The organism is Micromonospora sp. II (assembly GCF_001709195.1).
Taxonomy (GTDB): domain Bacteria; phylum Actinomycetota; class Actinomycetes; order Mycobacteriales; family Micromonosporaceae; genus Micromonospora; species Micromonospora chalcea.
Genome location: NZ_LYXF01000007.1, coordinates 128,820 through 148,847 on the forward strand (window position 1 = coordinate 128,820; position 20,028 = coordinate 148,847).

The window sequence follows — 20,028 nt, forward strand, 5'->3', positions numbered from 1 at the left end:
CGGGCGCCTCCGGGTCGGTTCTCGTGGAGTGGCACCGGAGCGGGCGGGGACGGCGGGAGCCGCGATCGGGGGACGCGGTGCCACCGGAGCCCGGCACCCGCCCCGGGCCATGCGCCGACTCTCAGGCCTTCCCGGCAGGAAGCCCATGCGCTGATGATCGTGGTCGTCATGCGCACACTGCATACGCTCAGTCACCGCCGCGAGACATCCGGCGATATGCGCGGTGCGTATACCGGGCCGCTCCGGAACGGGTTGAATGGCTAGGCTCTACTTCGGACACAGGTTCTCCGCGAACGGCGAGGTTGCCGGTGACACCTGCGAACTGCCCCCGCTGCGGCGGGCGCCTGGCGCGCGACAACGACACGGGACGCTGCGCGCCCTGCCAGGCCGCCGAGCGCGACCGCCTCAGCACGCCGCCCGCCGTGCCCGACTCGTTCTGGGACCATGAGCCGCTCCGGGCGGCGCTGGCCGGACGGCACCTCGGGCAGGTGATCCGGGCGTACCGACACCACCCGTACCACGGGCGGAGCCCGCTGCCGCAGAGCGTCGTCGCGGGGTGGCTGGGGATCACGCAGGCTCAGTTGAGCCGGATCGAGAACGGCCCAGCCCTGGTGCATCTCGACCGGCTGGCGCACTGGGCGACAGTGCTCCGCGTCCCGCCGGGATCTCTCTGGTTCGCCGTCGGTCCCGCCTCCCCGGGCAGCCCTCGGGCCGACGGGAGCCGCGCCGCACCAGACCTGGGCCGGCGGACCCTCCTGGCTGGCATCGCGGCGGTTTCGGCGGGAGCCGGGCTGGTCGGAGCCCCTGAGGATCCCCGTCCTCGCCGAATCGGCAGCGCGGACGTGACTCGACTAAACGCGGTACTGGAGCTCTACCGGTCGGTCGACTACGAATGCGGTGGCGGTCTGCTCTATCGGGAGGTCGCCCGGTTCGCGGAGTCGGTGTACCGCATGCTCGACTGGTCGCACTCGCCCGGGGTGACACCCCGCCTGGTCGCGGCCATCGCGGCAGCTCGCCAGTTGGCTGGCTGGACCGCGCTCGACGCCGGCCGGCACGCGGACGCTCAACGGCATTTCGCCGCCGGCGAGCGGGCCGCGATGTCCGCTGACGACGCTCCGCTGGCGGCTCTGATCCGCTACTCGCAGGCCAAGCAACTGCAACACCTTCGGCATAACCACGATGCTCTGGCCACGCTGCGGCTGGCCCACTCAGAGCTGGGATCCCGGGCGACCCCTGCCGTGAAGGCGCTGCTCTGGGGCGCGGAGGCAGCCTCGTCAGCCGCACTCGGCGACCACCAGAACGCGCTGGCCCTCCTCGGTCAGGCGAGTGATCAGTTCGAGCGTGTGGATCCCGAGCGCGAGCCAACCTGGATGGCCTTCTACGACCGTGGCGAGCTGCTAGCGCAGTACGGTCGCGTGTACCGCGACATGGCTCGGCAGGCCGGAACGCACGCGACGCAGGCGGTGCGGAGCGTCGAAGAGGCGATCGTCGCCTTCGGCCCGGCGAACGTCCGCAGCATGGTCCTGAACGAGGTCGGCCTGTGCAGCGCGCTCTTCCTCACCGGTGAGCCCGAGCGGGCGGTCGCTGTCGGCACGCGCGTGGTCGAGCAGTCGCGAGCGCTGAGTTCCAGTCGAGTCGTTGATCGAGTACTCAACCTGCGCCGTGATCTCCGACGGCACCGCCACCTTGCCGTCGTTGCCGAATTCGAACGGACGCTCACCGCACGAGCTGCGGCCACGGTATGAACGGACGGTTCTCGGAAGAAGCGATGACCCTCGCCATGCGGGAGATCGCCGGCGGACTTGAGGTGCCGACCGAGGATGCCCGTCTCCTTCGGCTGACCAACAACGCCGTGTTCGCGTTGCCGGAATCCGGGCTCGTCATCCGCATCGCGCGGACGCACCGGCTCCGGGACCGGGTGACGAAGGTCGTTCAGCTTGCGCGATGGTTCGCCGAGCTGGACGCGCCCACGATCCGGCTGGCGCCCGGCGTGGCGCAGCCGGTTGCGGTCGGTGACTTGGTGGCCTCGGTGTGGGTCTACGTGCCACCCGCCGCGCCTACTCCGACGATGAATGACCTCGGCTCGGCGCTGCGGCGGTTTCATGCGCTCGGACCCCCGCCCTTCCCGCTGGCCACCTGGGATCCGATCGGGGACGCGCGTCGACGCCTGGCGGATGCCGACGGGTTGAGCGCAGAGGACCACGACTACCTGGCGGCGTGGTGCGACCGCCTGGAGCCGCAGGTCGCCGACCTCAACCAGCGCGGGGAGCAGTCGCTCGTCCACGGGGACGCGCACGTCGGCAACCTTCTCCGGGATGCGTCGCGCGGCATCCTGCTCTGCGACTTCGACGCCACTTGTCTCGGGCCTTGGCAGGTGGACCTGGCAGCGGTCGCCGTGGGTGAGGTCCGCTTCGGGAAGACCGGGGCGCATCGGGCGCTCGCCGAGGCGTACGGGTATGACGTGACGTCCGACCGCGACTGGCCACTTCTGCGGGAAGCCCGAGAGCTCAAGATGATCGCTGCTGCCACGCCGCTTCTCGCAAGTTCGGGGAAGGTCGCAGCCGAGTTTGACAAGCGATTGCAGTCGGTCATCCAAGGCGACCACGGTCTACGTTGGAAGCCATTCGCCGATCTCGTCTGAGAGCCTCTCGGCGAGTGACTGCCGCCCGGTGGGATCCTGTGATCGTGCTGGAGAATCTGCGACTACGGCAGGAGACCGCAGCGGGAGCCGAGGGCCTGGTAGACCAGCTTGTGGACGTTTACCTCGACGCGCACGCCGACGACGGCCCGCGTTACACGGCCGAGCGGTACGAACAGCAGCTCGCGGCACACATGCCCCGGGAAGGCTGGGAGCTGGTGACGGCCAGGATCGATGACGATCTGGTCGGCTACGTGTACGGCTTCCCGCTCGGAGCCGATTCGCGTTGGTGGGACGGCCTTCATGAGCCGGTGCCGGACGGCTTCACGGACGAAGACGGGCACCGGACTTTCGCGGTCTGCGAATTGCTGGTTCGGCGCTCGTGGCAACGCCGGGGGATCGCCCGGGCACTCCACGACCGGCTCCTGAGCACACGGCGGGAACAACGCGCCACGCTGCTCGTACGGCCCGACAACGCCCCTGCCCAGCGCGCGTACGACTCCTGGGGATGGCAGCCGGCCGGCCGGCTGCAGCCCGCGCGGGATGGCGCACCGCTGTTCGAGGTCCGCACCAAGCCCATCGGGCCAGCGCGTCGATGAGGTATCCCGGAGACCGTGTCGATGATCTGACAGGCGGAAGGAGAAAGCTCCTGACACCTACCGCACCGGCTTCCGCCCGGCGTTCATCGCGGCTAGCTTGCCTTCGTGGGGGATCTTGAACAGGGCATCTACGAGCACCTGATCACGGAGAAGCTGGCGACGCAGCTCCGGCACATCGACAACGCCCTTGTCCGCGACGAGAAGCTGGATCCCGCTGACGCGCATGAACTCCTGGCCCGGCACATAGCTGGCCTGGCCCGGCGAGCGCTCCTCGGCGTCGGCGGCGGTGACAACAAGCTCGCCCGGCAGGTCGACCTGGCGAACCGCATCGCCGCGCACATCGCTCAGGCCGAGCCGCGTGCCGTTACCGCCGAGGACCAGGTGGCCGACGCCCAACGTCTGCTGCACGCCATCGCCGCGCCGCCCACCCCGCCGGCCGCGCCTGTCTTCCCGATCCGCCCCTCGACACCGCTCTCCACCGGCGCGCTCCTGGTCAACGGCCGGCACCAGCCGCGGATCGGTCACGAGGTCAGCCACGAGATGGCCTCGGCGGACGAGGTGGACCTGCTCTGCGCGTTCATCAAGTGGCACGGCCTGCGCATCATCGAGCCCGCGATCACCGAGCTGATCGCCAGGGGTGGCCGGGTCCGCGTCATCACGACCACGTATATGGGCGCCACCGACCAGCGGGCACTTGATCGGCTCGCCGAGCTGGGCGCCGAGATCAAGGTCTCCTACGAAACCCGTACCACCCGCCTGCACGCGAAAGCTTGGCTGTTCCGGCGCAACAACGGCACCACCACCGCGTACGTCGGCTCCTCGAACCTGTCCAAGGCCGCGCTTGTCGACGGCGTGGAGTGGAACGTGCGCATCTCGAACCTGGAGCAGCCGCACGTCATCGACACGTTTGAGGCGACGTTCGCCGACTACTGGCACGACTCGGCGTTCGAGACCTACGACCCGGCCACCGACGCCGAGCGCCTGCGCGTCGCGTTGCGTGGGGAACGCGACGACGACGCGCCGACCGAAATCGCGAACCTGGACGTCCGGCCGTTCCCGTACCAGCAGGAGGTTCTTGACGACCTCAACGCCGAACGGCTGGTGCACGGCCGCTGGCGCAACCTGGTGGTGATGGCGACCGGCACCGGCAAAACCGTGGTGGCAGCGCTTGACTATCGCCGGCTCCAGCGGGCGGGGCATGTCGACTCGCTGCTCTTCGTCGCACACCAGGAGCAGATCCTGCGACAGAGCCGGTCGGTGTTCCGCCAGGTCATGGGCGACGGCACGTTCGGCGAGACGCTTGTCGGCGGCGATCGGCCGCAGGGCTGGAAGCACATCTTCGCGTCGATCCAGTCGCTGCACCGGCAGGAGATCGACCCCGAGGCGTACGACATGGTCATCGTGGACGAGTTCCACCACGCCGAGTCGGACACCTACACGGCGTTGCTGAAGCGGCTTCGGCCGCGCGTACTCCTGGGTCTGACCGCGACTCCCGAGCGGAGTGACGGCCGGGACGTGCGCTCGTGGTTCGACGGCCGTGCGACGGTTGAGCTGCACCTGTGGGATGCCCTCGAACGGCAGTTGCTGGCGCCGTTCCAGTACTTCGGGCTGCACGACGACGTGGACCTGTCCCACGTGCGGTGGAAGCGCGGGCAGGGGTACGACACCAGCGAACTAGAAGGCGTCTACACAGGCAACCACGCTCGGGCCCGACTCATCCTGCAAGCGGTCACACGCATCGCTGATGTCGGGCAGATGCGTGCGCTCGGCTTCTGCGTCAGCCGTGGGCACGCGCGGTTCATGGCCGACTGGTTCACGCGGCACGGTGTGCCGTCGGCGGCCGTGACATCAAGCATCAAGCGGGCAGATCAGCACGCGCTGATTGACCGCTTCCGCAAGCGCGAGCTGAGAGTGCTCTTCACCGTCGACCTGTTCAACGAGGGCGTCGACCTGCCGATGGTCGACACCATCCTCATGTTGCGCCCCACCGAGAGCGCCACGATCTTCCTCCAACAACTCGGCCGGGGCCTGCGGCTGGACGACGGCAAGCCGTGTCTGACAGTGCTCGACTTCATCGGCGGCCAGCACGCGAACTTCCGCTTCGATCTGCGCTGGCGGGCACTTGCCGGGGTGAGCCGACGGGCTGTCGAAGCCGCCGTGCGGGAGGACTTCCCCTCGCTGCCAAGCGGCTGCCACATCGAACTGGACCGGGTGGCGAAGGACATCGTCCTCCGCAATCTCAAGTCGGCGATGCCGACGTCGAAGAACGCGCTGGTGGCGGAGCTACGGCAACTCGGCGACGTCAGCCTCGCAAGATTCCTGCGCGAGACCGGCCTGGAGATCGAGGACGTCTACCGGTCGGGGAGCCTCGGCGGCTGGGCCGGGCTACGCCGCCTGGCCGGCCTCGACACGACGGCCTGTGGCCCGGACGACAGGGACCTGAGCCGGACCATCGGTCGGATGCTGCACACCGACGACGTCGACAGGTTGGATCTGCTCGCCCGGGTCGCCGCCGGCCAGCGCCCCGCCGCCGGACGGCTGCTCGACATGTTGCACTTCAGCTTGTGGGGTCCGTCGGTGCCGCTGACCGAACGCGACGCCCGGCTCAAGCGGCTGTGGGCGGAACCGGCGCGCTGCGCCGAACTGCGGCAGGTGGCCGAGGTACTGCGCGACCGTATCCACCGGGTCACCGAGCCGCCTGCCCAGGATCGGGTACCGCTGCGGGTGCACGCCCGCTACAGCCGCAACGAAGCGTGCGCGGCGTTCGGCATGACCAACCCGGGCTCGCTGCGCGAGGGCGTGAAGTGGCTGCCCGACGAGCGAGCGGATCTGTTCTTCGTCACGCTCGTGAAGTCCGAGGAGCACTACTCCCCCACCACGATGTACGCCGACCGCGCCATAACCGACAAGCTGTTCCAGTGGGAGTCGCAGAGCACCACGTCGTCGGGCTCGGCCACCGGGCGGCGGTACGTCAACCACGTCGCGCAGGGCTCGACCGTCCACCTGTTCGTCCGCGAGACCAAGATCGCCGACCGGGATCTCGGCGCTCCGCCGTACCTGTACGCGGGGCCGATGACGTACCGGGAGCACAGCGGCGACCGGCCGATGCGGATCCTCTGGGAGCTGCGGACTCCGCTGCCCGCCGACATGTACGCCGCCGCCCGAGCGATTGCCGCCTGATATAGACGGCTCACCCGCTGGGAAGCAGCTCATCTGCTGCTTGGTATCCGTTCCGACCTGGGTGGTGGCGTGATGTTGTCCCACGGCATGGAGCAGCAACCGCTGAACCTTGTGGTTGTCCAAACCCAAGACTGCAGACCCACCGCAACCAATTGCTGCCGTCCGTTGAGACACCAAACGGGCAGTCGGGTGGGCTGGCAGGTCGTGCTGCCAGAAGACGTCGCTGTGCGGCACCGTCCGGGCGGGCTTCTCCAATTGCGCCCGTACACCATGAGGTAGTCGACCAGTGAGGTGGCTCGGTCGAGGATCAGCGACCTAGGTTCGGCAGTGGACACCGAGCGGAGAGCATGTGCACCCTTGTGTTGATCGGGCAGTTCGGACGGCGCAGGCGCGAACGCCGTCCGTTCCGCCGGACCGGCACGCCGAGAGTCGGTAGAACGCCTCCGCCGAGCGACAGTCCGGGAAAGAGAATCTGTCTGAGATCTGACATTAGAATCAGGCGCACATGGACATTCGGCCTGGATTTGACCTCCCATGGCCGCCATTTCGACATTCGGCAGAGCCCGAGTGTCCTGCGCACTGGATAAGGTGTCGATTCCGCACCCCTCCTGACACCTAGGAACGACTGTGGGCATCCTCAAGGAGATGCAACGGGCGCACGCGCGGCAGGTGCGCGCCCAGAAGCAGGCTCAGGCCGCCGCCTACCGACATCAGCAACAGATGCGCCGTGAGGCAGATCGCGCGATGAAGGCCGCGCAGCGCGCCAGCGCCGCGAACGAGCGCGAGAAAAAGCGGCTTTACGGGGAAGCGCGTGCGGCGGAGGTGGTCGCCGACAACGCTGATCTACAGTCGCACCTCGAAGAGTTGGACAACCTCCTCGCGGCAACGCTCGAGGTCGACGACCACATCGATCTCCGTCGCCTGCGGCGGTCCGCGAAGCACCCGCCTTTCGACCCCGGGCCCCTCGGCACGCCCCTGGCTCCTCCGGACTGGCGGCGCTTCGCTCCCCCCGCCCCAAGCGGGATCAGCAAGATATTCGGTGGCCAAGCCCGCCACCAGCAGCAGATGGCAGCGGCACAGCAGTCGTTCGCGCAGGCTCAGACGCAACACGCGGCGGCCGAGGCTGATCGGCAGCGCCGACTGGCTGCCGCACACCATAAGTACCAGCAGCACTGCGCGAAGGTCGACGCGGAAGTCACTGCGCACAACGCGGAAATCGAGCGCTTCGCGGCGGCCCTCGCCGCCGCCGAACCCGAGCGCGTGGTCGAATACTTCGGCATGGTGCTGGACAACTCCGTCTACCCCGACGATTTCCCCCAGCACTACCGCCTCGCCTACGTGCCGGAGTCTCGGCAGTTGGTGGTCGAGTACCATCTGCCAACCCTGGACGTGATCCCTGCGGTCCGCGAATATCGGTATATCAAGTCTCGCGACGAGATCACCACTGCTGCCCGCCCAGCTAAGGAGATCAAGGAACGGTACGCGAATCTCGTTGCCCAGGTCACGTTGCGGACGGTGCACGAATTGTTCGAGGCGGACCGCTCCGGGCTTGTGGAGACGGTGGTGTTCAACGGGATCGTCGACACGACCGACCCTCGGACCGGCGCGTCCGTCCAGCCGTGCCTCGTCACGCTTCGGACCACCCGAGACGCGTTCACCGTGCTGAACCTGAAGCTGGTCGAGCCACTAGCCTGCCTGCAACACCTCAACGCCTCGGTTTCCAAGCGTCCGGCGGAGCTGGCTCCGGTGCGGCCGGTCTTGGAGTTCGACATGGTCGACAAGCGTTTCGTCGAGGAAGTCGACGTACTTGCCGATCTCGACCAGCGACCCAACCTGCTCAAGCTCAGTCCGACCGAGTTCGAGAGCCTGATCCAGAACCTTTTCGGCAGGATGGGCCTGGACACCAAGCAGACCAGGCCGTCCCGCGACGGTGGCGTCGACTGCGTCGCCTTCGACCCCCGACCCATTTTCGGTGGCAAGGTGGTCATCCAGGCCAAGCGTTACCGCCACACGGTCGATGTCTCCGCTGTCCGCGACCTGTTCGGCACCTTGCAGAACGAGGGCGCTTCCAAGGGGATCCTCGTCACCACCAGTGGTTACGGTCCGGCCTCGTACGAGTTCGCCTCCGGCAAGCCTCTGGAGCTGATCGACGGTTCGAACCTGCTCTACCTGCTTGCCGAGCATGCGGAGGTGAAGGCCCGGATCGATCCCGGCGAACTGGATTGAGTGGTGAGCCGTCCCACACCCGAGCGTGCGCGAATCATGCACTTCACGCACATCGACAACCTGCCGAACATCCTTGCCACCGGCCGGCTGCTTGCCGACAGCGCCGTTGGGGCTCAGTTGAGGACCGACGTCGGAGCAGTCGGCATCAAGGCGAGCCGTCGGGAGCGGCCGGTCACCTGTCCCCCGGGCGGATTTGTCGCGGACTACGTGCCGTTCTACTTCGCCCCCCGCTCGCCGATGATGTATCGGATCTCCTGCGAACATCGAGACGGGAAGGCAGGTTGCTACCCAGGTGGGGACGATCCCCTCGTCTACCTGGTGAGCTCAGTCGACCGGGTGCAGGGAGCGGGGCTGCGTTGGGTGGCGAGTGACGGCAACTGCGCCGCGGGAGTCACCGCCTTCACCGGGAACGTCGACGACCTGGGCAAACTGGTGGACTGGCCGTTGATGCGGGCGACGTACTGGAACAACGTGCCGGAAGACCCCGATCGGATCCGACGCCGGATGGCCGAGTTACTGGTACACCGCGAATTCCCTGTCAACCTGATCACCGGTTACGTCGTCCGGACCGATGCGCGAAAGGCGCAGCTGGGGCACGTCCTCCGCTCTGCTGGCATCATTGACGCGTACGTTGATGTCAGACAGCACTGGTACTACGGATACCAACGAGGGGAGGTGCGTGAGTGATCGTCGTCAGCCATGGCAACCTGCTGACTGCCGATGCCGAAGCCCTCGTGAACACGGTCAACACGGTGGGCGTCATGGGCAAGGGCATCGCCCTCCAGTTCAAGCGCGCCTACCCGGCCAACTACACCGCCTACCGAGCCGCTTGTGCAGCTCGAGAAGTCAAGCTGGGCGAGATGTTCGTCTTCGACTCGGCTCGTCTCGGCCCACGGCGGTACGTGATCAACTTTCCCACCAAGAGCCACTGGCGGGCCAACTCGCGAATCGAGGACATCCGCTCCGGGCTGGCGGATCTGGTCCGCGTGGTACGCGAGACGGGGATAACGTCCGTAGCGGTGCCGGCGCTGGGCTGCGGCAACGGTGGCCTCGACTGGGGCGAGGTCCGGCCCATGATCGAGGAGGCTTTCGCCGAACTCCCCGAGATCCGGGTGCTGCTGTTCCCTCCCGAGGGCGCCCCCGATCCCGGTGACATGCCGGTTGCCACGGAGAAACCCGGGCTCACTCCTGGCCGAGCCACGCTGCTGCGCGCGATCGAGCGCTACGTCGACCGCGCCCGCGCGCTGGAACCGCGCGACGGGGTCACCGTGCTGGAGATCCAGAAGATCGCCTACTTCCTCCAGGTGCTCGGTCAGCCCCTCCGCCTCCAGTTCACGCGTGGGCGTTACGGCCCCTACGCGGAGAACCTGAACCATGTCCTCGACCGGCTCGAGGGGCACTACCTCACTGGGTTCGGCGACCGGTCCGCCCGAGTCGGGGAGCTTCAGCCGTTCCGCCTGATCGACGGCGCGGCCGACGACGTCGCCGCGTGGTTTGCCGCACATCCCGCACCGGACGCTCTACTGGACCGCTTCACGCGGCTTGTCGACGGTTTCGAGACGCCATACAGCCTCGAGCTGTTGGCGACTGTGCACTACGCTGCCGAGCTGCACCCTCCGGCCACCGACATCGATGTGCTGGTCGATCGGGTGCGAACGTGGAGCGGACGCAAAGCCCGGCTCTTCACGCCCGCCCACATCCGGATGGCCTTCGACCGGCTCCAGGACGTCGGACTGCTGCCGAGCCCGGCACGAACCTGAGGCCACCTGCGCCACCATCTGTAGTAGTTCTCCACCTCGTTCGGGAGCGCGCAGCGCCCCCGATCGTCATCCGCTCGGCGTCAACCGGACATGGCTGGAACCTACGGTGAGTGCCGAGGTGGTGACGGGCGGCCATTACACCTGGGCGGCGTCGGCCGTCTCGGGTGCCGCGTGCCGGCCACCGCCGTTACGCCGTTCGTCGCCGTGCCCCGGCCACCATGCCGTGTGGCCGATCAGCCCGGTCAGCGCCGGTACGAAGAACATCGACATGACGAATGCGGACAGCACGATCCCGATCGCCACCGCGAAACCCATCTGCTGCAGGAACGAGATCGGCGCGAGCATCAGCACCCCGAACGTGCCGGCCAGGATCAGCCCGGCCGCGGCGACTGTCGGGCCGGCGTGTTCCACCCCGATCGCGGCGGCCTCGTGCGGTTCGTGCCCTTCGCGCGCCTCCTCGCGGAGCCGGGCGATCATCAGGATGTTGTAGTCGGTGCCGATCGCCACCACGAACAGGTAGAGGATGATCGGCAGCTGGAACGTCACGCCGGGGTTGCCCTGGAGCCCTTGGAACACGTACACGGTCGCGCCGAGCGTGGCGGCGAAGTTGAGCAGTACCGCGACCACCAGGTAGACCGGCGCGACGAGGCTGCGCAGCAGCAACCCGAGGATGAGCGCGATCAGGCCGGCGGCGACCGGAAGGATCACCGAGAGGTCCCTGTTGTTCGCCGAGTTGATGTCCGCGAAGATCGCGGTGGCGCCGCCGACCAAGGCCTTGGTGCCCGGCGGCGCGGCGGCGTGCAGCGCGTCCCGCAGGTCGTCGCGGACCAGCGTGATCGCCTCGTTGGACATCGGGTTCTCGTTCAGCAGCAGGCTGATCCGGGCGACGCTCGGGTCGGTGGCGCTGCGCTCCGGCGGCTGCGCCCGCCCGACGCCCGGCGCCTTGGCCGACGCGGCGGCGAAGTCGTTCACCTGCTGGTCGGTGAGCGGGGTGCCGTTGCCGGTGGTCAGGTAGACCTCGGTGGGCGCGAGCGCACCGGCGGCGAATCCGCGCTGGAGGTCCTGGGCGGCCCGCGCCGACTCGGTGTCCTGCGGGAATCCGGCGCTGAAGTCGTAGTCGGCCTTGTAGCCGAGCACCCCGGCGGCGAGCGCGACGAGCAGCACACCGGAGGCGGCTGCGACGACGGCCGGGCGACGGCCGACGGCGGCGCCGAGCCGCCGGGACAGGGTCGCCTTCGGTGGGCGCTGCCACGCCTTCGACGGCCAGAACACCCACCGGCCGAGCAGCGACACCAGTGCCGGGATCAGGGTCAGCGAGGTAACGAGCATGACGCCGACGGCGATGGCGAGCGCCGGGCCGAGCGAGCCGAAGAAGCCGAGCGAGGCGAGCAGCAGCACCAGGAACGCCACGATGACGGCACCGGCGGCGGAGGTGATGACCTCGCCGACCCGCTGCACCGAGACGACCATCGCGGTGCGCTTGTCGTCACCGGCGCGCAGCCGCTCCCGGTAGCGGAACAGCAGGAACAGGATGTAGTCGGTGCCGATGCCGAACAGCACGATCAGCAGGATGGTCTGCAGGTCCTGGCTGACGTTGAGGTCGAACGCCTTGCCGGCGGCGGCGACCAGGCCGGTGGTGACGGACATGACCACGCTGATGACCACCACCGGCAGCAGCGCGGCGATCGGGCTGCGGAAGATGATCAGGATCAGCCCGATGATGAGGATGATGGTGGCGACGCCGACCACCGCGAACGCGTCGTTGAACGTGTCCTCGTTGTCGACGAAGCTGGCCACGTCGCCGGCCACCCCGGCGGTCAGGCCGCTGCCGGCCAGGTCCGGCCCGAGGGCGGCACGCAGATCGCGTACGGCGTCGAGCAGGCCCGGGTCGTCGGGGCTGTCGGCGTCGAGACCGACGGTGACCACCTGCACCGACTTGTCCGGCGCGACGGCCTGCGGCCCGGTCAGGTAGCCGGAGGTCTGCGGGATGTTCCGCGCCTTGAGCGCGGCGGCGAGCTGCCCCACGCGCGCCTCGTCGGCCGCGGTGAGCGGCTTGCCGTCGCCGCGTTTGACCACGACGGTGGCGGTGGCGGTGGCCGCCTGTGGGAACGACTTCCCGGCCAGCTCGGTGGCCTGCACCGACTCGTAGGAGCTCGGCAGGAAGCTCTCCTGGTCGGCGGAGGTGATGTCGCTCAGTGACGGGCTGGCGGCGATGATCGCTATCGCGGCGACGACCCAGCCGCCGATCACCCACCACGCCTTGCCCACGACGAATCTGCCCAGGCGCTCGAACATCGTTTCCCCCGTGTGTTCGGCTGTGTCGCACGCGATCCTACGCTGCGTGAGCAATCCCTTTCGGACGGCTCGCGGACTTCGTCGACGATCCGGTCTCCACCGCGCTGTGTGGCCCGTGCTCGCGGCGCCGGTGCTCGCCCCCGTGCTGGCGGTCCACCAACCCCGACGCCCCGCCGCTGATCGGGTACGCCGTCGTGTTCGGCGCGCTGCTGGCGCAGAGCACGGTACGGCTCGGCGCCGAGGACAGCACCCACTACGTGGTGGGCGGCGTGCGGAAATCCGGGGCGCGGCGGGCGAGTTCATTCACCGCCCGGCGGCGACAGCATTCCGCCCGACGGTCCTTACCGCCGCCGGAAATACATGGAGGCAGAAGCGATATACCTCAGAGTCGTAATCATGACTCTGAGGTATATCGCTCTGGATGGCACACATCTTCAACGAGGCTGGACCACCGAGCCAGGGCGCTCGACGACGGCTGGCGTCACCGCGACGGCTGCCCGGCGGCGGGCGCGACGCAAACCGGGCGGCGAAAGTGTCGTAGAGGGCTCGTAGCCTGGCGCGGTCAACGACGATCGCAGGGAGGCGACGTGCTCGACCACTTCTCCGTAGCGGTGCGCGACCTGGCGGCCAGCGGCGCCTTCTACGACACGGTGCTCGCCCCGCTGGGCGCGCGGCGGCTCATGGAGCCCGGCCCGATCGGTTACGGCGTCGACAAGCCCGACTTCTGGGTGGAACCCGCGCCGTCCGACGCCACGCCGGTGCCGGTGCACATCGCGTTCACCGCTGCCGACCGTGCCACGGTACGCGCGTTCCACGACGCGGCTGTCGCGGCCGGCGCGGAGGTGCTGCACGCGCCGAAGGAGTGGCCGGAATACCACGCCACCTACTACGGCGCGTTCGTCCGCGACCCGGACGGCAACAACGTCGAGGCGGTCTGCCACCGTCCGGAGTGAGTCCGGTTGCGTCGCGGAGGCAGGATGGACCGGTGGAGATCGAACCGGTCGAGCACGCTCCGGTACGCGCCATCCGCCGGTCCTGGCTGGCACAGCGCTGGCACGACCTGACGTTCCTGCACTGGGCGGTCCCGCCGGAGCGGGTGGCTCCACTGCTGCCCGCCGGCACCCGGCCGGACACGTTCGACGGGCTCACCTACGTCGGGCTGATCGGGTTCCAGATGGTCGGGCTGGGGCTCGGCGTCGGCCCGGGCGTGCCGTACTTCGGCACGTTCTGGGAGACGAACGTCCGGCTCTACTCCGTCGATGGCTCCGGGCGGCGCGCCGTCGTGTTCCGCTCGCTCGACGCGTCCCGGCTGGTGCCGGTGCTGGTGGCCCAGCTGAGTCTGCGCCTGCCGTACAAGTGGTCGGCGATGCGGCTGGACCGCTCCGGCGACACGCTCACCTACCGCTGCCGCCGCCGCTGGCCCGGTCCGTCCGGCGCGTCCAGCCGGATGACGGTGCGCGTCGGCGCGCCGATCGCCGAGCCGACGCCGCTGGAGCACTTCCTCACCGCGCGCTGGGGTCTGCACACCCGCGCGTACGGCCGCACCCTTCACGTGCCGAACTGGCATCCACAGTGGCCGCTTCACCGCGCCGAACTGCTTGACCTGGACGACGAACTGGTCACCGCCGGCGGCCTGCCCGCGCCGGACGGCCCACCGGTGAGCGTGCTCTACTCCCCCGGCGTCCCCGTCGTCTTCGGCGGCCCCACGTCGGCCGGATGACCGCCACCGCCTTGATCGACACCAGGTCGCCGGAGTGGCGGCATCCGGCGCACCGGGACACCGCCACCTCCCCGACGTGGCGAGGGCGCGTCAGCGCAGCGGGTCGTGGGTGCCGTGCGGCACGTCGGGACGGCATCGGCGTACCCGGTCGGCGGCCATCCGACCGCCCACCGCCAGCCCGTACCGCTCGACCGCTGCGAGCCCGTACGCGCTGCACGTGGGCGTGTAGCGGCAGGTCGCCGGCCAGCGGTGCGACAGCCAGCGCCGGTAACCGAGGATGGCGGCCCGGCCGGCGCGGTCCACGGCAAGTCGGCGCACGACGCCGGCGGTCACCGAGCCGAGGGTGAGCAGCATCGAGAAGAGGCCCAGGTCGCAGCAGCCCGGCCCGTCACAGGTGGGCACGTCGCAGTTGCACCAGTCCCGGCTCTTCTTCTTGTGGCGGTGCCGCTTCCGGAAGATCACCACGTCATGATGCGACACGCCCGCCAGTGTCGAATGAGGCGACCGGACCGGGTCCGGTGTGATCGGGTCTGTGGACGGCCGGGAACCTAGCGTCGAGGTCGTCACCAGGAAGGAACATCGGGTGCTGGATCGGCTCAACGCCGCGTTGGATTACCTCGAACAGCGGCTCGAGCAGCCGCTCGACGTGGCCGCGCTGGCCCGGATCGCGGGCGTCTCGGAGCATCACTTCGGCCGGCTGTTCTCGGCGTTGGCCGGGCTGCCGCTGTCGGAGTACGTCCGCCGTCGCCGGATGACGCTGGCCGGCGCGGACGTGCTCGCGGGGCGGGAGTCACTGCTCGACGTGGCGGTCCGCTGGGGTTACGGCTCGAACGAGGCGTTCGCCCGCGCGTTCCGGGCCGTGCACGGCGTCGGGCCGACGCAGGCCCGGCAGGCCGGGGCGGTGCTGCGGTCCCAGCCCCGGCTGTCCTTCCGGCTCGTCGTCGAAGGGAACACCAACATGGACTACCGGATCGTGACCAAGGACGCCTTCCGGCTCGCCGGGCTGAAAGCGCGGGTGCCGCTCGTGCACGAGGGGATGAACCCGCACATCGTGGCGTTCGTCAGGGGCATCGACCCGGCCACCGTACGCCGCATCGAGGCGCTGTCCGACCAGGAGCCGCGCGGGATCGTCAACGTCAGCGCCGAGCTGGCCGGTTCCCGCGACGAGGGTGCCGAACTGGACTACTGGTACGCGGCGGTGACCGGCGCGGAGGTGCCCGGCGATCTGGACAGCATGCCGGTCGAGGCCGGTGACTGGGCGGTGTTCTCCAGTTCCGGGGCGTTCCCGGTGGCGGTGCAGCACCTGTGGCGGGCCGTGTTCACGTCCTGGTTCCCGTCCAACCCGTACGAGGCCCGCCCGGGGCCGGAGATCTCGCGCGTGCGGGTCGCCGAGGACGGCGGCACCGCCGACGCGGAGCTGTGGATCCCGGTCCGCCGGGTCTAGGGAGTAGCTGCCGCTCGCGCCAGCGCGGCCGGCACGTCGTGTACGTGGTACGGATGCTCGCCCGGCTCGATGGCGGCGAGGAACATCGCGTACACGGCGGCCAGCCGCAGCGGCGCGACCGGCCGGAGCAGGTCGACGGCCCGGTGCGGGTCGCTGCCCGGTACGTCGGTGCGCCAGCGCCGCGCCCACGCGCCGGTCAGCCGGGCGGCGGCGTCCGCGTCGACGTCCTCGGTGAGGCGCAGGATGTCGAAGGCGGGGTGGCCGACGAACGAGTCCGCCCAGTCGATCACCGTCCGCCGCCGCCCGTCGCCGCGCACGTTGCCGGGGTGCAGGTCGCCGTGCACGAGCGTGTCGGGCAGGCCGCAGTCCCGGACCTGCTGGAGCCGGTGGTCGAGCCCGTCGAGCAGACCGGCGGCCGCCGACACGTCGTGCCCGGCGAGCCGCTCGCGGATCCAGTCCGCCAGCCCCGTCCCGCGCAGATCCGGCACCCCGGCGACGGCCAGCTCACCGACGACCCCACACGCCCGCAGTTGCACCGCGTGATGCTCTACCGCGATGGAGGCACGCTCCCCTTCCCCGGCCCCGTACCGGTCCTGCCCCGGCACGTCCGCCAGCAGCATCCGCCCCTCCCCGTCGGCGGCGAGCACCGTCGGCCCGTTGACCAAGGAGCTCGGGTCACCGGGGAACGCCAGGACCGTGGGCTCGTGGCGGGCGAAGGGCGGTAGCTGCTTCAGCCACGTAGGGCCCGCGTCGGTGTCCAGGCGCCAGATGGCGGAGAGGTTCCAGGTGCGCTGCTGCGCCACCGCCGTCACCCGGCGGCCGAGCCGGCGCAGCTCACCGGTCGCCCAGCCGACGCTGCGGTCCGGGCCGCCGGCCTGCGCCCACGGCTGGCGCAGCGGGTGCGGCGCGAGGTCCACGGCAACCGGTTCCAGGGGTACGGCGGGAGCGTCGGCGGTCTGCGCCAGGTAGCGGACGTGGCCGCCGGGCGGCGCGGGGCGGTCGGCGTCGAGCAGCCGCAGCACGGCGACTTCCAGACCGTGACGACGACGAACCTCGGCCACGATCGAGGCGACCTCCTGCCACCACGGCTCCGGCACGTCGAACGGCGGCAGCGCGCCGAGCGGACGGCCGGCGGCGTCGAGCAGGATCAGCGTGACGGTGCGGGACACGGCCGGACGGTAGCCGGACGCCCCGACGGGAGGCGAGCGGATTCAGCGCCAGACGGTGCGGCGCAACCCCTGGTGCCCGGCGCACACGTCGCGCTGGCCACCCGTGCGGCTGATCGAGCCGTCGCGGCACTGCACCAGCCAGCCGCGATCGGACCAGAACCCGGGTACGCACTCGAACCAGTCGCACACCCCGGCGGCCGGCCTGCGGATCCGCTGGCCGCCGCAGAAGTCGTACCCGAAGGGGTTCGCCGGGGCGCCGCAGCGGCGCTCGACCGGCGGCTGGGGCGTGCCGCGCGGCGGCGCGGGACGGGCACGCGACGGCTCGGGGCTGGTCGTGGGCCGGACCTGGACGGCGGGCGCGACCTGCGGCGGCGCGGGGGTTCCGGTGGCCGCCGGGGTGGCCGCGACGGCGCGCTCCGAGCCGGCCCGGGTCGGCGGGTTGGACTCGAAGAGCATCGCCGGGACGACGAGCGCGAGCGCCGCGCCGACGGCCACCGTGCGCCGGCCGCCGGGCACCAGCGCGGAGACCCGGGCCTGGGCGGGGGTGAGCACGGGCGGGCGCTGGGGGCGCTCCGCCGCGTGTTCCTCGATCAGCTCGTCCAGCTCGGCCACGACCGCGGCGCGCTGCTCGATCGCGTCGGCGAACGCGAGCGTGAGCGTGAACCGGAAGTCGGCCACCGCGCCGGTGGGCAGCAGCAACCCGGAGGTACGTCGCCGGTCCAGCACCTGGATCAGGGTGACCGGCGCGCCGGGGTCGTGGGACAGGCCGGTCATCCGGCCGTACGCCCAGTCGCGCCTCCCGCGCCCGCCGAGCAGCACCAGCCGGCGGTTGGTGAGCACGGCGAGCCCGGCGTCGACCACCTTGACCCCCTCGGGGCGGCGCGGGCGCAGCACGGGCGGGTCGGGGTCGACCGTCAGCTCGGGGGCGGGCAGCACGGCGGTGTGCCGGACCTCCACCAGTTGCGCGGCCGGGAGCGTCCAGAAGACCACCTCACCGGGGGCCAGCTCCATCGGCAGGCCGACGCCCGCCTGGGCCGAGCCGTGGAAGGACACCGCGAGCGTACGCAGGCGGCGCAGCTCGTCGTCGCGGCGTCGCCACGCCTCGTCGGCCGCGCGGAAGGCCCGCTGCCGCCGTTCGTTCTGCCGGTGCGCCCACCGGTACCGCCATGTGGAACCCGTCGAATCAGTCTTCGTCACGCCGACTCCTCCGCCGCGCGAGCCCACCAATCGGGGTGTCATTCATGTCAACGATCCGGCAGGGGTACGAAGACACGCGAAAGTCGCCAATTAGACCGATCGGCTGATTGACCGACACTATCGACGGAAACTCCCCCGCGCTTCCCGGCGGCGCTGCTTCGTCATGCGCGCGCGGGAGCACGTCGGTAACGTCAGCCGCACAGCGGGGCGTACCGCGGCCCCCGGGCGGCGAGGAGGTGCACCGGTGGGCGACCCGGCCGTCGTGGTGGGCGTGGACATCGGCACCACCAGTTCCAAGGCGGTCGCGTTCGACACCTCCGGCCGGCAACTGGCGAGCCACTCGATCGGTTACCCGCTGGAGGAGCCGAACCCCGGCTGGGCCGAGCAGGACCCGGACCTCATCTACGAAGCGGTACTCGGCGTCATCCGCGCGGTCGTCGACGAGCTGGCCGCGCCGATCGCCGGCCTGTCGTTCAGCACCGCCATGCACAGCCTGATCGGGCTGGACGCCGACGGCACCCCGCTGACCCCGTCGATCACCTGGGCCGACTCCCGGGCCAGCGCGCAGGCCGAGCGGCTGCGGGCGGTGCCGTCCGGGCTCGCGCTGCACCGCCGCACCGGCACCCCGGTGCACCCGATGGCGCCGCTGCCCAAGCTGGTCTGGTTCGCCGAGCAGGAGCCGAAACTGCACGAGCGGGTCGCGCACTGGGTCGGCATCAAGGATCTGGTGCTGCGGCGGCTCGCCGACGCGCTCGTCACCGACCACTCGGTCGCCTCCGCCAGCGGGCTGATGGACATCCACCGGCTGGCCTGGGACACCGAGGCGCTACGCCTGGCCGGCATCACCGAGGAGCAGCTCCCCCAGCTCGTACCCACCACGCACGTGCTGCCCGGGCTCACCGCCGAGGCGGCGCGGGCCACCGGCCTGCCGGCGGACACCCCGCTGGTGGTGGGCGCCGGCGACGGGCCGCTGGCCAACCTCGGCCTCGGCGCGGTACGCCCCGGCGTGGTGGCCTGCTCGATCGGCACCAGCGGCGCGATGCGGGTGATGGTGGAACGCCCCGGCGTGGACCCGCTCGGCGGCGTGTTCTGCTACGCCCTCACCGAGGACCGCTGGGTGGTCGGCGGCGCCATCAACAACGGCGGGATCGTCCTCCAGTGGGCGAACGACGCGCTCGCCCCCGAACTGGGCGAGCACGCCGAGGAGGAACTGCTCGACCTGGCCGCCCAGGCGCCGGTCGGCTCCGGCGGGCTGATCATGCTGCCGTACCTGCTCAGCGAGCGGGCACCACACTGGAGCGCGCTGCCGCGCGGCGCGTACGTCGGGCTGACCCACGGCCACGGCCGGGCGCACCTGGTCCGGGCCGCGCTGGAGGGCGTCTGCCAGCAGCTCGCGCTGGTCCTCGCCTCGGTCCGGGCGGCCGGGAACGAGGTACGCGAGGTCCGCGCCAGCGGCGGCTTCGCCCGCAGCCCGCTGTGGCGGCAGATCCTCGCCGACGCGCTCGGCATGCCGGTGCGGTTCCCCGCCGGGCACGAGGGGTCCGGCTTCGGCGCGGCGCTGCTCGGCATGCAGGCGCTCGGCCTCATCGAATCGATCGAGGTCGCCGCCGACCTGGTCCGGATCGAGGAGACGGTCCGCCCGGATCCCGCCTCCGCCGCCACGTACGCGGCGCTGCTCCCGCTCTTCTCCGAGCTGTACGACGCACTGGTACCCACTTTCGCCTCACTGCGACGGATGGCGCCGAGCCTGCCGCCGGAACCCCCACCCACCGCACCACCCCGCTGACCGACCGAAGGGCG

At 70.4% G+C, this 20,028-nt stretch carries 15 protein-coding genes; 11 read left to right on the forward strand and 4 right to left on the reverse strand.

The genetic code is table 11. The annotated features are described in order from the left end of the window. Positions 1 to 308 precede the first annotated feature (308 nt). From A8711_RS04745 to A8711_RS04775, 7 genes are all read left to right on the forward strand, one after another. Entirely contained in the window at positions 309 to 1,745 is a 1,437-nt protein-coding gene (locus A8711_RS04745; RefSeq protein WP_069087552.1) for a helix-turn-helix domain-containing protein, read from the forward strand. Continuing rightward, positions 1,742 to 2,641: a phosphotransferase enzyme family protein gene (locus tag A8711_RS04750; RefSeq protein ID WP_069087553.1), complete on the forward strand. Its 900-nt coding sequence runs from the start codon at positions 1,742 to 1,744 to the stop codon at positions 2,639 to 2,641. The genes A8711_RS04745 and A8711_RS04750 overlap by 4 nt, the downstream gene beginning before the upstream one ends. A gap of 44 nt (positions 2,642 to 2,685) precedes the next feature. Beyond that, positions 2,686 to 3,237 (forward strand): GNAT family N-acetyltransferase, encoded by a 552-nt coding sequence (locus tag A8711_RS04755; RefSeq protein WP_069087584.1) that lies wholly within the window; start codon positions 2,686 to 2,688, stop codon positions 3,235 to 3,237. A gap of 105 nt (positions 3,238 to 3,342) precedes the next feature. Then, positions 3,343 to 6,417, forward strand: coding sequence for a DUF3427 domain-containing protein (locus A8711_RS04760; RefSeq protein WP_069087554.1), 3,075 nt, complete (start codon positions 3,343 to 3,345; stop codon positions 6,415 to 6,417). A gap of 627 nt (positions 6,418 to 7,044) precedes the next feature. Then, positions 7,045 to 8,643, forward strand: a complete 1,599-nt coding sequence (locus A8711_RS04765; protein ID WP_083296925.1) for a restriction endonuclease — start codon at positions 7,045 to 7,047, stop codon at positions 8,641 to 8,643. A 36-nt stretch (positions 8,644 to 8,679) separates the two neighbouring features. Then, positions 8,680 to 9,330: a DUF4433 domain-containing protein gene (locus A8711_RS04770; protein ID WP_069087555.1), complete on the forward strand. Its 651-nt coding sequence runs from the start codon at positions 8,680 to 8,682 to the stop codon at positions 9,328 to 9,330. Then, the gene (locus A8711_RS04775; protein ID WP_069087556.1) at positions 9,327 to 10,403 is read left to right on the forward strand and encodes a macro domain-containing protein; all 1,077 of its coding nucleotides are present in this window, start codon (positions 9,327 to 9,329) and stop codon (positions 10,401 to 10,403) included. Before A8711_RS04770 ends, A8711_RS04775 begins: the two co-directional genes overlap by 4 nt. A gap of 135 nt (positions 10,404 to 10,538) precedes the next feature. Here the strand turns inward: A8711_RS04775 and A8711_RS04780 are convergent, their stop codons facing one another. Further along, entirely contained in the window at positions 10,539 to 12,698 is a 2,160-nt protein-coding gene (locus A8711_RS04780; RefSeq protein WP_069087557.1) for an MMPL family transporter, read from the reverse strand. A gap of 587 nt (positions 12,699 to 13,285) precedes the next feature. Between A8711_RS04780 and A8711_RS04785 the strand changes: the two genes are divergently transcribed. Both A8711_RS04785 and A8711_RS04790 read left to right on the forward strand, forming a co-directional pair. After that, complete coding sequence (locus A8711_RS04785) at positions 13,286 to 13,651, forward strand: VOC family protein (RefSeq protein ID WP_069087558.1); 366 nt, start codon at positions 13,286 to 13,288, stop codon at positions 13,649 to 13,651. Between the two features lie 32 nt (positions 13,652 to 13,683). Beyond that, positions 13,684 to 14,418 (forward strand): YqjF family protein, encoded by a 735-nt coding sequence (locus tag A8711_RS04790; RefSeq protein WP_069087559.1) that lies wholly within the window; start codon positions 13,684 to 13,686, stop codon positions 14,416 to 14,418. Positions 14,419 to 14,508: 90 nt separating this feature from the next. Here the strand turns inward: A8711_RS04790 and yidD are convergent, their stop codons facing one another. Beyond that, positions 14,509 to 14,898, reverse strand: a complete 390-nt coding sequence (gene yidD, locus A8711_RS04795; RefSeq protein ID WP_233607845.1) for a membrane protein insertion efficiency factor YidD — start codon at positions 14,896 to 14,898, stop codon at positions 14,509 to 14,511. 103 nt (positions 14,899 to 15,001) lie between these two features. On the opposite strand from yidD, the gene A8711_RS04800 reads away from it, so the two are divergent. Then, the gene (locus tag A8711_RS04800; protein ID WP_069087560.1) at positions 15,002 to 15,862 is read left to right on the forward strand and encodes an AraC family transcriptional regulator; all 861 of its coding nucleotides are present in this window, start codon (positions 15,002 to 15,004) and stop codon (positions 15,860 to 15,862) included. On the opposite strand, the gene A8711_RS04805 is transcribed toward A8711_RS04800, so the two are convergent. Both A8711_RS04805 and A8711_RS04810 read right to left on the reverse strand, forming a co-directional pair. Then, positions 15,859 to 17,031, reverse strand: coding sequence for a phosphotransferase family protein (locus A8711_RS04805; protein ID WP_069087561.1), 1,173 nt, complete (start codon positions 17,029 to 17,031; stop codon positions 15,859 to 15,861). The two genes, A8711_RS04800 and A8711_RS04805, sit on opposite strands and share 4 nt — an antisense overlap. A 42-nt stretch (positions 17,032 to 17,073) precedes the next feature. Continuing rightward, entirely contained in the window at positions 17,074 to 18,228 is a 1,155-nt protein-coding gene (locus A8711_RS04810; protein WP_043326319.1) for a hypothetical protein, read from the reverse strand. Between the two features lie 244 nt (positions 18,229 to 18,472). On the opposite strand from A8711_RS04810, the gene A8711_RS04815 reads away from it, so the two are divergent. Further along, positions 18,473 to 20,014, forward strand: a complete 1,542-nt coding sequence (locus A8711_RS04815) for a gluconokinase (protein WP_069087562.1) — start codon at positions 18,473 to 18,475, stop codon at positions 20,012 to 20,014. The last annotated feature ends 14 nt before the right edge of the window (positions 20,015 to 20,028 follow it).

What these genes read in the sequence shown, in the direction of transcription:
- A8711_RS04780 (WP_069087557.1), bottom strand. Translation starts at nt 12,698, where the DNA reads ATGTTCGAGCGCCTGGGCAGATTCGTCGTGGGCAAGGCGTGGTGGGTG.
- A8711_RS04750 (WP_069087553.1), top strand. Translation starts at nt 1,742, where the DNA reads ATGAACGGACGGTTCTCGGAAGAAGCGATGACCCTCGCCATGCGGGAG.
- A8711_RS04770 (WP_069087555.1), top strand. Translation starts at nt 8,680, where the DNA reads ATGCACTTCACGCACATCGACAACCTGCCGAACATCCTTGCCACCGGC.